At 57.5% G+C, this 13,453-nt stretch carries 10 protein-coding genes and 1 pseudogene; 4 read left to right on the top strand and 7 right to left on the bottom strand.

Going from position 1 to position 13,453, the window contains the following annotated elements:
- Window positions 1-249: 249 nt before the first annotated feature.
- Genes BCCGELA001_RS30780 through BCCGELA001_RS30765 form a run of 4 tightly spaced genes read right to left on the bottom strand, consistent with a single transcriptional unit; the run spans window position 250 to window position 5,617 of the window.
- Window positions 250-1,566: a cupin domain-containing protein gene (locus BCCGELA001_RS30780; protein ID WP_060737010.1), complete on the bottom strand. Its 1,317-nt coding sequence runs from the start codon at window positions 1,564-1,566 to the stop codon at window positions 250-252.
- A 24-nt stretch (window positions 1,567-1,590) separates the two neighbouring features.
- Entirely contained in the window at window positions 1,591-2,742 is a 1,152-nt protein-coding gene (locus BCCGELA001_RS30775) for a cupin domain-containing protein (RefSeq protein ID WP_008545530.1), read from the bottom strand.
- Between the two features lie 7 nt (window positions 2,743-2,749).
- Entirely contained in the window at window positions 2,750-4,561 is a 1,812-nt protein-coding gene (locus BCCGELA001_RS30770; protein ID WP_083543466.1) for a GMC oxidoreductase, read from the bottom strand.
- A 3-nt stretch (window positions 4,562-4,564) separates the two neighbouring features.
- The gene (locus BCCGELA001_RS30765) at window positions 4,565-5,617 is read right to left on the bottom strand and encodes a gluconate 2-dehydrogenase subunit 3 family protein (protein WP_008545527.1); all 1,053 of its coding nucleotides are present in this window, start codon (window positions 5,615-5,617) and stop codon (window positions 4,565-4,567) included.
- A 106-nt stretch (window positions 5,618-5,723) separates the two neighbouring features.
- Here BCCGELA001_RS30765 and BCCGELA001_RS30760 point away from each other — a divergent pair, with 106 nt between their 5' ends.
- The 4 genes and pseudogenes from BCCGELA001_RS30760 to BCCGELA001_RS39135 form a co-directional block, all read left to right on the top strand.
- Entirely contained in the window at window positions 5,724-7,664 is a 1,941-nt protein-coding gene (locus BCCGELA001_RS30760) for an alpha amylase C-terminal domain-containing protein (RefSeq protein WP_060737009.1), read from the top strand.
- Between the two features lie 186 nt (window positions 7,665-7,850).
- Complete coding sequence (locus tag BCCGELA001_RS30755) at window positions 7,851-8,882, top strand: hypothetical protein (RefSeq protein ID WP_144441582.1); 1,032 nt, start codon at window positions 7,851-7,853, stop codon at window positions 8,880-8,882.
- A 1,396-nt stretch (window positions 8,883-10,278) separates the two neighbouring features.
- Window positions 10,279-11,181: a TauD/TfdA dioxygenase family protein gene (locus BCCGELA001_RS30750; protein ID WP_008545523.1), complete on the top strand. Its 903-nt coding sequence runs from the start codon at window positions 10,279-10,281 to the stop codon at window positions 11,179-11,181.
- 210 nt (window positions 11,182-11,391) lie between these two features.
- Window positions 11,392-11,577: pseudogene (locus tag BCCGELA001_RS39135) on the top strand (hypothetical protein); the annotation flags it as partial.
- A gap of 153 nt (window positions 11,578-11,730) precedes the next feature.
- Here the strand turns inward: BCCGELA001_RS39135 and BCCGELA001_RS39130 are convergent.
- The 3 genes from BCCGELA001_RS39130 to BCCGELA001_RS39120 all read right to left on the bottom strand — a co-directional run bounded on the left by BCCGELA001_RS39130 (window position 11,731) and on the right by BCCGELA001_RS39120 (window position 13,450).
- A complete protein-coding gene (locus tag BCCGELA001_RS39130; protein ID WP_236840788.1) occupies window positions 11,731-12,063 on the bottom strand; it encodes a hypothetical protein in 333 nt (110 codons plus the stop codon).
- 621 nt (window positions 12,064-12,684) lie between these two features.
- Window positions 12,685-12,840 carry a recombinase family protein gene (locus BCCGELA001_RS39125; protein WP_236840787.1) on the bottom strand — a complete coding sequence of 52 codons (156 nt, stop codon included), beginning with the start codon at window positions 12,838-12,840 and terminating at the stop codon, window positions 12,685-12,687.
- Entirely contained in the window at window positions 12,818-13,450 is a 633-nt protein-coding gene (locus BCCGELA001_RS39120; protein WP_236840786.1) for a recombinase family protein, read from the bottom strand. Before BCCGELA001_RS39120 ends, BCCGELA001_RS39125 begins: the two co-directional genes overlap by 23 nt.
- Window positions 13,451-13,453 lie beyond the last annotated feature (3 nt).

Here is a 13,453-nt window from a genome sequence, read left to right as displayed (position 1 = left end):
AATGAGGATCACAGCGTTTCTGGTGATAAGCTCCCCGCATTCGTTGCAGCTGCTGGCATAGATACTCGAGCTGTGATCGACAGACGATTGCTGCCGGAAGCTGCCGCAGAGGATGGGCCTACGCCGTAGCAGGGCCAACGGATCCGTCGGCATTGATGTTATCACGGATGCAAAGGCGCTTGCGAAGCAAGTTCCAAAATCGTCGGCATTAAGTATCCTCGCAAAGTTCAGGCCGCAACAATCACTCCCTCAGTCATAGCCTCCAAACATGAATAGCAACAGATTTTCATCGAGCAAGTTGGCAAGGGCATGAAACTGCCCTGGCTTCACCAAGGAAAGGTCGCCCGGCTTCATGATCCGCAATTCTACCGCGCGCTCGCGCGACGATGTTTTTTCCCAGTCGCCCATCACCATCAGCCCGCGCCCCTCCATTAGGAGGAACACTTCCTGGTTGTCGCGATGTCGATGCATGCCGATAATCGCGGCGGGCTTTAGGATATGCAGGTCCATGTAGTCAACGGCTAGGAAATTTTCCTGTTGCTTCCCCGAAGGTCGGCCGCGATCGGCATCGAACTGCCATTCTCGTATGATCCGCCCCAGTTCGGGTGTCCAGGTCGAGCCTAGCTCGCCACGCCGCTGATCCTCATGACCGAAATAGTTGGAATAGAGGTTGCGATACTCGAGCCCACCGATGCCGCCATGCGGATTTTGGCTCTCGCCGATCGCGAAGTAGCTGCCCCAGCCACGCAGCGACATCGAGAACTCGTAGACGTAGTTGCCGCCCGGCGCATGGTCCCATTTAGTTCCCGTCGTATCAGTCCAGGCAAGCTCGAGCCGCAGGCGTCTCACCGGATGCATCGTGTGATTGGGCACCCGGTCCAGCATGTTGATGCCCTCGCCCGCCTTCCAAGCCGCTGTGCGCGCTTCGTCAAACGGAAGACCTACGAAATCACAAAGCTGCCCATGCACCAAGTCAGGTCGCGCCAGCAGCGCCCCGCGGTCGACGGCATCCTTGCCACGTGGGCCCAGTCGCGCGGCCAAATCATTGCCCGGATATGCCCAGAGCTCAATCTCGTAGCGGGCTGAATCTGCGCTGTAAGGAACGGTTAGGTAGCTGGTGCCGGTCTCGTCCTGCCCGATCCTGAGGTAAAGTTGAACTGACTTTCCCGGAAATACACCGTCTGGATCCACGAGCGGCCGCCTCGGCACGTAGGCGATCCGCAGGAAGCTGCCGGTCCACTCACCGGCTTGCGCGTACCCGCGCGTAATCTCAGTCCCGTTCAGCACGAAATCATAGAGATTCTGCTTCTGGAAGTCCTCTTTGATGTCCTGAAAGCGTGGGTCGGTTGTCTGCCAATCATCGCCCGAAGGGCCCACCAGTGCCAGCTCTTGGAGCCCGAACAAATGCTGGAGGCTCTCCGGTAGATAATGCTCGCGATCGGCTTGAAGGTTGCTTGCTTCCAACACGTTCACCAGCTTCCAGATCGGATTGTTCTGGTTGTAGTTCGGCCGCGTGCCCGGCGGAAACGTCCTGACTTTGGCGATCTCCACATCGACGATGGACATGGTCAGCTTAGCTCCCCGTCGGTATTAGGTGCTGTGGTAGAGGAACGCGACGAACCGCAATGGCTCGTCGTAGGGATTCTCAATCCCATGAATGCCGCCGCTCTTCGTGTAGATTACGCTACCAGGGGCGACTTCGAGCTTCTTACACGGCTTTGGATCAAGGCCATAGATCTGCCGCGTTACCACCGGTATCGTGTCATCCTTGGCAAGGTTAGGATCGTCATTGGCGCCCATGTACGCGATGCCGCGCCCCTCGAAGACGTAGTAGAGCTCCTCGCTGCCAATATGCTGATGAGTGCCCTCAACCGTGTGCGGCGGGATCGTCACTTCATGGAAGAACACAACGGTGCCGCCGAACTCTTGCTGCAACACCCATCGCATCTCGATGACGTTGGCGTCACTTGCCTGCGGGTTGCCGGGCTCCATCATGCCGTTGCGATATCGGACCGGCGGGATTTCTCGGACTTTCTTGATGAACCAGCCGCGTTCGAAATCCACACCATAGCCGTTCTGCTCCACGGTGTTACGGTCGCTGCTCGGCTCTTGCGTGTTAGGTACTTGGATATTGCGCCTGTAGTAGTTGTCCCAGGCGGCATCGGAATCCTGCACAATGATGCGTGATGGGTAGGACACGTCATTTTCGCGGAACGCGAGATCGATCCGTTTCAGCGCGGGAAGATCGGCGAGCGCCGCCGCGAACTCCGGCACTTTGGTAATCGAGCCATGATAGCCCATCATGTCCAGCACTTGGTAGTCATGATTCTTGTCCACAGGCGCATCCAAAGTCTCCCAAAGCTCAACCTGATAGCCGTGAATCCAGGGGCAGAAATGCATGCGCACTCGTGCGTCGACTCGTTGCCCACCGGCTGGCGTGAGGCCGACGTTGGCCATGATATCCGGCCCCATGAGGCGGCCCCTCTCGCGCACGACCTCGGCCAAACGACCACCGCGCGCCTCAATCCGAAGGAAGTTGCAGATTTGTAGGCCGTCGATGAACACGTAGCCCTTGAGTGTAGTGATTTCAGACTTACCACGCACCTCTTGCACCACATACCGGTAGCGGCTGCTGCGTGTCGCGTTCAGATATTGTGCATGATAGACCCGATCCGGGAAGAACATGACCTGGAAGATCGAATTGCGTGGATCTGCCGCGATGTCATTGAACCTCGGGTCCATTGTAACCTCAGAGTTGCTTCAGGTGATCAGCGACCCGGAATGCATTCGCCTGTATCGTCAGCGTCGGATTTGCGCCTCCCGAGGTCGGCATGAATGAGCCGTCGGTCACGTAGAGATTGTCGATGTCCCAAACCCTGCAGTTTGGGTCCAGAACGCCAAGGTCGCGCGTCGGCGCGAAGCGAGCGCCACCCAGGATATGGTTCGCGATGCGCACCGCGTTACCGTAAACCGACCCCCAACCTAGCTCTGTGTATTCCGGCACGCCATTGGCCATGATTTGCCGGCACACGTCGGCGAAGGCTTTCATCACAGTTTCGTCGTGCGGATGGAAGTTCTTGATGATGTGGCCACATTTGCGGTTCCACTTGTCGCGAACGTTCGGGTGCAGCTCGATTCGGTTCACGAAGCGCGGCACCTGGTTGGCCATAAAGGCTGCGGACAGGCGCGAGCCGAAAGCGCCATTGAGCCATTGTAGCGCAGCCTCCGAAGTGTGGTCCTGGGCACCCATGAAGCCGCCCCAGAAGAAGTCGAGGTCAGTGTCACCCTCAGTCCGCGCCATGGTGATCGGCAGGCACTGGTCGGACGTGTTGTTGTAGATGGCCCCGCCCGCCCACAATCCGTGGTCATCCAAAAAGGCCTGAGAAGCACAGGAGTCGGTCGCATAGTCGCTGTCGAGTGAGATAGATTTGTCGAACCGCTGGCCCTTGATCTGCACCTCGGCACCACCGAACGCATGCGTCAGGAAGAAGCGACCGAGGAGGCCACCGTTCTCTTGGTAGCGTACGAGAGAGCCGAAGGTTTGCCGATCCTCCTCGGCCGATAACATCAACAGTCGGACAGACTCGATCGCCGAGCAGGCGACCACCACGGTCTTGCCGGTCACCGTACGGGTACGTCCGCTGGGATCGCGATAGTGCGCCTTCGACACCGTGCATCCGCTCGCCTCGAGATGCGTGACCACGCAGTTCGGCCGGAGCTCGAGATCATGCCCATCGTGGATGGTCGGACGCAGCAGAGACACCCAAGTGTTGGACTTGTAGCCAAGCGGGTCGCCGTACCGGTTAACGTAGCCGACCTTGGGGTCGCCCGCCTTGCGGCCGCTGGGCGCGTGATCCTCAGTGATCACCGCAAGCGGCGTACGGTACGTCTGAAGACCCAGCTTTTGCATACCCAGCCGGGCAAACTCACTAATCGGATTGGGCGGCAGGGGCGTTTGATAGCTGTCCTTCGAGAACTTCTTCGCCTGGCCCGCGACTGTCCCGTTGAGACCAATCAGATACTCTGCCTTGACGTAGTACGGCTCTAATGTCTCGTAATCGAATGGCCAGTCGATGACATGCTTGAGTGCGTCGCCGCCGGGATCGCCCTGGAGATTGCGTCCTTCATTGGCCGACTTCAGCTTGAAGTCACGTTCGGCAAAGCGCAGCGAAACGGCTCCATAGAGCTGCGTCCCACCGCCCACGACTTGGGCCGTGTAGCCCTCGACCGTGATCTTGGAGCCGTCCTCTGGCCTATCCACGTTGGTGAAGACATGCGGCTCGTCGTTGAGATCGGGCTCCACATGGCTGGTGAAGAAGGCCGCACCCGTGTTGGTCATCCCAGGGATATTGATGATCCGCTCCGGGCCGGCGTTGAACATTTCATCGCGCTTGAAATCGCTGAGCTTACCAGGACCACGCTCGTCCTGCGTACGCAGCAGCGGACCTTTCTCGAGGACCAACACGGATTTGCCCGCTTTGGCGAGCTCGTACGCAATGGGCGACCCGCCGGCGCCGCTGCCAATGACAACAACGTCGAACTGGTCCCGTATCGCACCCATCGCCTAACCTCGATATTCGTTGCTTTTACCGAGCGGTGCCTCGATGGCGCGCGCCCAATCGAATGCAGTCTTGGTAAGATCGGCGGTGGTGCGGAACGTCTCGCCCAGGAACGCCCAACCGAGGCCGCCAGGATTGCCGCCGTATTTCGGATGTGAGAATGCCCCGGTCCAAGTGTGGCGCCGTAGAGTATAGAGGAAGTAACCTGGATTGTCGTATACTGCGACGTCCCAGCCATCCTGCATCAGCGCTGCCGATCTATTCTTCATGTCGTCGAACAGCACTTTGTAGTCTGGATCACTGACGTTGACAGGTTCAATGCCGGAATGGCGTTTACGTAGCACTCGGTCGATCATCGGCAGACAGAGTCGGTAAGAATTGAGGTGGTGCCGCTCTTCGCGCGCCAGGATGTTGTCAATATAGTTCGCGACGCCCGCCGGGATATCCATCCGAAAGAAGTGCGTGACGTTTCCGTCATTCAGGCCGCGCTCGACGAGATTGCGCGTTTCGCGGCCCTGGAATGGTAGCAGCGCATTCGTCATTCGCCGGACGAGCGCTATCTCCCAACGCTCCAGGTTGATAGGCTCGTTATACGTCCAGGTCCAAAAGCTGGACCAGGTCTCGTTCTGCGGTGTCGTCGTGATCTGCGGATTAATCGGATCGAGTTGCGCGTGACCGTCTACTATGAACCGATATCGATCCCGACGTGCCTTAGAAACACGCAATGTCAGCGCCAGGTAAAGACTGTCATCTATGGGGTTCAGCGCCGCGGGCGCATGGAGTCCTAGGCACGGTGTCAGCAGTTGAACGGAGACGCCCGGATGATCTTCAGGCGCCTGATAAATAAAGGTGACATGGTTCCACTCAGAGGAGTCCGCAGCACCGCTGTCATCGGCATCTACAATCGGAAAGCGCCAGGATTCGCTAATTCGCGCTCGCGCCTGACCGGCATCCGAGCCAAAGAAGCTATGGCGCTCATCAGTGTTGTCACGCGCTAGATACTTAGCGCAGTGATTGAAGACGTACTCGGGCTCCTTTTGGACCACGACCGCGAGCATACACCCTCGCTTTCATGAACATGATCACACATCGATCGGCTCTCGTCTAGGTGGTAAAAATGTGCGAAGCTCCTCGTATCGCACGGAGTAGCAGGACATCTGGCACATGCCCGTCAGCCAAGGCCACGTGACCGGTGATATCCCGATGGGTTCCACCCTGGTCGACGGCGGGTGCGTCTTCCGCCTCTGGGCTCCGCGGGCGAGCGAAGTTCACGTCCTTGGAGATTTCAATCGCTGGCAAAGAACAGATGCTTCACTGCTGGTGAAGAATGCTGCCGGCCATTGGACCGGCTTCTTTCCCGGCGCGCAGGAGGGTGAGCAGTATAAGTATTGGGTGAGTGGGCCGGGCTCAGTAGGGTTCAAGCGCGATCCGTTTGCGCGCGAGCTGGAAGGGACCGCATGGAACTGTGTCATTCGCGACCCAAAGATCTACCCTTGGCATGATGCTGAATTCAAAGCACCTGCCTTCGAAGACCTGATCATCTACCAATTCCACATTGGATCCTACTATGCTGTCGACAATTCGGGCAAAGATGCGCGGCGAAACCGAGGCGCGTGCTTTCTCGACCTACTGGACAGAGTGGAGTACCTCGTCGAGCTCGGCGTAACCGCTGTGCAGCCGCTGCCGATTGTGGAATTCCCCACTCGTTTCAGCCAGGGCTACAATGGTACCGACTATTTCTCGCCGGAATTTTCCTACAGCGTCGATGATGGCGAGTTGGATCGCTACTTAGCGAGGGCCAATCGTCTTTTGTCCTTGCGCGGTAAGTCGCCTCTTAGACGGGAGCACCTTCGAGGCGGGGCCAACCAGCTCCGCGCGCTGATCGATGTCTTGCATGTCTATGACATCGCCGTGCTTTTCGACGTAGTCTATAACCATGCGGGTGGTGACTTCGGCGACGAGAGCTTATTTTTCATCGACCGACTTGCCTACGGCAATCACAACGATAGTCTTTATTTTACGGACCGGGACTGGGCGGGTGGGCTGGTTTTTGCCTACTGGAATGATGGTGTCAGGCAGTTCCTGATAGATAATGCCAGGTTCTTCCTGGACGAGTTCCACGTGGATGGCTTTCGCTATGATGAGGTGAGCGTCATCGACCGGTTCGGCGGGTGGCATTTCTGCCAGGCGCTGACGGAAACGATACGGTTTGCAGCGCCGTCCGCAGCGCAGATCGCCGAGTTTTGGAACCCAAGGAAGGAGTTTGCGATCAAGCCACCTAGCGCTGGCGGAGGAGGCTTCGATCTGGTCTGGGACGACCGGACCCGCGATGCGGTACGCGGTGCGCTCGCGCAAGCTGCCGCAGGTCGCGACGCGCCGTTCTCTTGGTCAGGGGTCGCAAGCGCGTTGGGCTCTGCTCCCGGCCTTGATTATCCGTGGCGTGCTGTCGCCATGCTCGAGAATCATGATCTCCTGCTCGCTTCCCACTCGGACGCGGACAAGAAGCCGCGCATTCCCGTGGTCGCCGACCCTAGCAACCCACGATCATGGTATGCGCGCAGCCGAGCCCGGGTTGCCGCAGGTCTGCTAATGATGGGACCGGGCGTGCCTTTGCTGTTCATGGGGCAGGAGTTCCTCGAAGACAAATACTGGGATGACTCGATAGGCGCCGCCAACCTCCTGATATGGTGGGATGGGCTCAGCACCGACCGGGCAATGTCGGATTACCTGCGGTTTATGCGGGAGCTAATCGCATTACGTCGCAAGCTGGATGCCGTGCGTCGCGGCCGGATTAACGTGTACCACGCTTGGGATACCACACGTGTTCTAGCCTATCACCGCTGGATCGAAGGCTCCGGGCAAGACGTCGTCATCATCGCATCCCTAAGCGAGGTGACGTATTATGGCTATCGGCTCGGCTTCCCACGTCCCGGGCGGTGGATCGAGTGCTTTAACTCAGATGTGTACGATAATTGGATAAACCCTATCACCGCGGGAAATGGTGGTGCCATCATCGCATACGAGAGCGGCATACATGGTTTGCCTGCATACGCAGATGTGGTCATACCTGCGAACGCGATATTGACGTTCAGCTTCGCGCCCTAGGCACGGATCTTCGACAAGGAGGTTCTCCGTTCTTCGGCCGAGACGCCGAATAAGGCTGGCAGAGACGAGCGGGCGCGCCAGAGACTCTAACGGCTGCTGGATGAAAGTTGAGTGGCAGGTCACGGGGGGTACAGTCCGTCGTTCAGACGATCAATTGTATCGAATCAGCTCATGAGGAGGACGCTAATGCGCACCGCGTTGTATTTTCCCCATACTGAGATCCGAAGCCAACATTTACTCAAGACGAGCCTGCTGCTCTGGGATAGAATTGAATTCATCGTCCCATATCCCGAGTACGTACCACATTATGCGGACGCCACCGTTGCGAGAGCCATCGAACTCATGGGCGTACAACACTATCCGACCGAAAAAGAGAAACAAGAAACGCATGATTTGGTCGAGGATCTTGCTACGCGCACGTTGCCAGACGTTTTTTACTATCGCCCGGACGTCACGCACGGCAGCTACGAAATTTATCCGCAGAAATTTTTGAATACTACGTGGAAAATTCTGGAGGAATTGCAATTGGCTGGCGCGCCTTTGCCGAACGCCGACTATCCGCTGACCACGACTGCCGGTCTCTCTGTCATGTCGATCCTGGCGGATTGTTGTGCTGGCGAGACCCGCGCTCGCATAACCGATCGGGGAATGGCCTATGCGACGATTACGAACTTGTTGGTAGATACCTCCAAACAAGATGCCGTGTCCCCTTATGAACGTATCGTACCGCTAACATTGAAGCTGATTGAAGCCACGAGCTTACCGTTGGACTCGCTTATTAAGTTCAGGGAGCGGGAAGAAAAGGAGTCGGGCGGACACACGCTGCGCAAGCTTCGTCACACATACCTCCGCCGTATCGAGGACCATGTGAATGCGTTGCAAAGGCTGACGCGCCCAGCAGACTGGGCGGAATTAGATCGAACCTTCGAGACGGACATGGCGGACGATCTGCGGCGTCTCGAAGAAGAGCTTGGCTCAGAGAAAAGGGGGGTCGCCTATTCCAAAGAAATCGTAGTGAGCGCACTCGCCGCCGCGGGCACCATTTGGGGCGCCACGCACGGGTTACCTTTGGAAATTCCGGCCGCTTTCACGGCCATAGGCGCGCCCGTTACCGTCGGCGGAATTCTCAGTTCGCACAACAAGTACGCGGCGGCCCGACGAGCGATCATGGAGAAACACCCGATGGCTTACCTTTACCAGCTTCAGAACATGCATTGAGCTCTCGAATAGGCAATTGTTCTAAGCGGCTCATGATTTGTCGCAAACGGTCAACGCTGACCTGGACAAGAGATGCTTTGCATCTTTCGATCAATCAGGCGATGGCTGCGCCTTGATGAGTTCGCAGCCTGGATTTCTCTACGTTGTACGCTCAGGTTGCCCCGCAACCTCCGGCTTCTCGCCTCCCAAAACGCAGCTTTTGAAAAGATCAGCCACTTGCGCGTAAAGTACGCGAAACGTTAAAAGTGTATCGTCTCATATTGATAGGCACTATCCAGGTATCGTGTCTGGACATTATTTCCTGCCAACAGTGCTTTCAGCAATTCCTCTGTCCCTGACTGGCTAAGGCGCTTCCCATCGACGATACGGTGATCACCGCTGCCTAGCGGGATATCGCTAGTCTACCGAGATCGGCATCGGCAGAAGGGCGATCGTTGGACGGTCAATGCGAACCCGAGTGGAATTGCGGGCGGCATGAGTCCCTCCGGGCCCGCACTGTCGTTGTTGGGTGCTGGCGGTGATAGCCCACTCTCAGCTTTCCGGATTGTCGCGGCGCTCACCGTATCGTGACATTCAGCGTGAGCGGATGCTCGCCCAGTCGCCATTCGTAATCCAATCCTCTCGGTTTGGCGGCGATGTTGATGTCCTGGCTAACGATACAGACCTCCAGTTTTCGTTGCAGCGCTCTTTTGAAGGCATATCCCGCAAAACGAGTGATATAGCCCGTTGTTAAACCGGAGCGGGAATTGCTTATCACATGGCTCCGCGAATGCACACCTGCTCCATATATGACAGGCGGATGAAGCTAGAGCACAAATCGAACAGTTGATTGACGAGCAAATTTACCGCTAACGTTTAAATTGTCTATTTAGATACTATAACGTAGGGTAGAGTAATAATGCGTTTGCGCCGATTCATTTGGGCCGCGAGACATCCGTTTCTTTCTTACAACCTCGATTGTACCTGTTGCGGACGCGCGAGGAGTTACCTTCCTAAAAATATCTTCAAGCTTGGCTCGCCGGCAAAACAAACATTTCTCATCGGCGAAAAGAATGCCGCTTTCGTTTCATGGACTGGACATCGATTGACCGTATGATTGCGATGTAAGAGCGAGGTGATTGATCATGTTGCACGTCGATCCCGGCACCGTTGCCCGTCGACTACGTCGTCTGATCAGAGCTGATGCAGGAGTGTGGATATGCGCGACTGAGCAGGTCACTCGGTGGTCGTGCTCCGTAGCCGACGACTATGGCTTCGCTTTTGGTGGCGGCTGCTGCAGCACATTGCGGCCGAGTAGGGCGCATCACCAGGCCGACGTCGTTGGCTTCTGTCGTTAGTCCTGCGACCAAGTTATCACGCAGCTTTGTTTACGCATCACGATAATGGAAGAGTGAGCATGAGCAACATGACGGATAAGATCATCCCGCGAGCGGATATCGTCAAATCCGCGACCCGGCTGGGTGCCGAGATCAAGAACGTAAGACTTTCGGACGAATTGTCCGACGAGGTCATCGGGGCCCTCGGCCAGCTACTCCTCGAGCACAAGGTCATCTTCTTCCGTGATCAGGGGCATCTCGATGATTTCGAACAGCAGCGCTTTGCGCTCAGGCTCGGTTCGCTGACAACTCCTAAGACCCAGGGATCGGTCCTGGGAAATGCGCCGGATCGTCGCAGCGGTCGTGATGACCAGATGCACACGGATGATCGATTCGGTGACGCATGTCCGAAGATTTCGGTGCTTCGCGGCGTGGTGATCCCACCTGATGACCGTGACACGCTTTGGTCAAGCACTGCGGCCGCCTATCTTGATCTTCCGGAGCCGCTGCGGATGCTGGCCGACAATCTCTGGGCGGTATACTGCAGCGCCCATGATTGTTCCGTGAACAGGCACTCCGGCGAGATGGATCAAAAGCAATTTGATGATATCTTCATCGGAACCATCTGCGAGGACGCCCGCCCGGTTGTCCGCGTCCATCCCGAAACGGGCGAGCGCTTGCTCGTACTCGGAGATTCCGTGAGGAACTTCGTCGGCCTAGAAAAGTACGCGAGCCAGAAGCTGCTTGATCGCTTTCGATCTTACCTCACCTCGCCCGAGAATACCGTACGATGGAGCTGGAGGTCGGGCGACGTTGTAATCTGGGATAATCGCGCGACGCAGTGCTATTCTACGAGGGAATCCAGCGACCTAGATCGGATGGAGAGATATAGCGCTATCGATGGCGATGTGCCGCTCAGCATCGCTGGTCCTCGCTTCGTGGCGCGCTCCAAGTCAAAGTCGCAGGCGGCCAAGGCTGCCTAGTTCGATCCCTGAGTTGCTCTATCAGTATAGAAGGAAACGATCTGAGCCTCGGAAGATGGCTTCAACGAGACATTCGTGCGGGCAATGAAGGCGGAGTAGCTAATGCGTACGCCTTGGTCTGTTGTTTCCCGACATTCGCGAAGTTGCTTCACTGAAGCTCAGATCGGTCCGCATCAAGGCGCCACAGGCTCCAGATCGTTGGTACTTCTCATGTTCGACTCCGAAACGACCGCTCTCTTGCGTGCAGTTCTGAATGACGTCTGTAAAGAAGTTTCAGCTCGCGAGACTAGCACCCGAACACACGTAGCTTCGAGAATCCTTGAAGCCGCGTCACGAGGAGAGACGTCCGTTGAGGTCCTAAAGCAAATCGGTCAGACGGCGCTGATCAGCGCCCCGCCGATGTCGCCCCAGAAAGGCTCTCGCCGTGATAATCCGGCAGCGCCGGGTGGGGCGGCGAGCTCACAGGAAACCAATATGGATTGAAGGATCAGATTTTTAGGGGATTCGATATGAAAAGGCCCAGCCACCGCAGGACTAGTTGATTGGAGATCAGTCTGGTTGGAGGCCTGCAAGCCAGTAGGGGCGACCGCATCGACTGCTGAAGCGAACCTCTACTTTCCTGAATGTCATAGGTTCAAATCCTATCCCCGCAACCACCGACGCTTGCGATGCAAGCCGTTCAGAGCCCCTGCTTCCGAAAGGACGTCGGGGTTCTTTTTGCCTGCCGCAAACCGGGAGGATCGCGGCTAGGTCGCCGCGCAGCACGATCGCGAGTTCCTCCGCCTCGGGCATCAGCGTCACCTGATCGACGAGGGTACGGAAAACCTCCGCTGCCTCCCCTTTGGCGTCGTCGCTTTGCAGGCTTTCGTACAGCGCGGCCACGCGCTGCCGATTCCGCCATGTTGGGATGTAGGAGAGGCGGCGGTTCTTCTGCGTTCGCGAGCTTCTCTCGTACCTCCACCTTTCTGGCCTCGAGCCGCGTCGTGTCCTCGACAATGGCCTCGATCGGACCTTCAGCCTTGATGGCGGCCACCAGCTTTCCAAGTTCACGTTCAATGCGCGGAAGCTCGTTCCTCATCGCCGCAAGATCCGCTCCTCGGTCAATCCGCAGCCGGTTCACCTCGCGGGTAAACTGGTGCAACTCATCGCAGAACTCTTTGAACAGCTCTGGTTCCATCAGGTGCGTGCGAAGGCCGCTCAACACGGAGGTCTCCAGCGCATCGTGCCGGATGTTCAAACGATTGTTGCACGTTCCCTTATTGCGAGCCGTTGCGCAGCCGAGCAGGTCCTTCGAAAATCATCGTGTACCCGCCGCCGCAGCATCCGCACTTCACGAGGCCGGCGAGGAGGTATTTGGGCCGATGGCGCTCATTAAGCCTGTTCTCGCCAAGCGCTGAAGGCTCGTAGGCTAGCGTCTGCTGACGCGCCTGACCGCATCCCACATTTCCTGATCGACAATGCGCAGCTCGGGGACTTCTTGGATCACCCATTCGGATTCAGGATTCAGACGAGAAAGCGCTGTCCGGTATCAGGGTCGTAGCGGAGCCGATTCCACACGAGGCGACCCACATAGAGCTCGTTGTTGAGGATGCCAACGCCGCGCTTTGGGTTGCCGTGAATGGTCGATGGTCCCCATTCAGCGCCTTGCGGTCCAGGCACACCTTCGCGGTTCAGCTCGAAAGCGATTGCGCGCGAGGAACTTGCCGGCGAGGTAGTCTGCGAAGATCCGGCGAACGACCGTCGCTTCGACCTCGTTGATAGTGCGGTCACCTCGGATCGGCTCGCCATTGGCGGCGAATTGCTTGACGACGTCATAACCGAAGCATAGCCCGCCGCCCGACTTGCCGTCCGCGACGCGGCCGCGCAGACCTCGCCGTGTCTTGTCAGCGAGGGCCTTCAGGAACAAGGCGTTCATCGTGCCCTTCAGCCCGACGTGCAGATGCGTGACGTCTCCCCCCGAGAGGGTGACTATCCGTACGCCGGCGAAGGCCATGCGCTTGAAGAGCCCGGCACTGTCCTCCTGATCGCGGCTGAGGCGGTCCATCGCCTCGGCAAGCACAATCGCAAACTTTCCGCGCATGGCGTCGCTGATCAGTTCCTGGATCCCGGGGCGAAGCAGCGATGCACCGGAGGCCACCCGGTCCGTGTAATAATCGACCGCCGTCCAACCTTGCTTCTCCGCGTGCAGGCGGCAGAGCCGCAACTGATCTTCGATCGATGCGTCACGCTGATTATCGGACGAGTAGCGGGCGTAAAGCGCGATCTTCATGAC

The organism is Bradyrhizobium sp. CCGE-LA001, from assembly GCF_000296215.2.
Lineage (GTDB): Bacteria > Pseudomonadota > Alphaproteobacteria > Rhizobiales > Xanthobacteraceae > Bradyrhizobium.
Note: the sequence above shows the minus strand (reverse complement) of the source record. Positions and strands in the feature narration are given on the sequence as shown.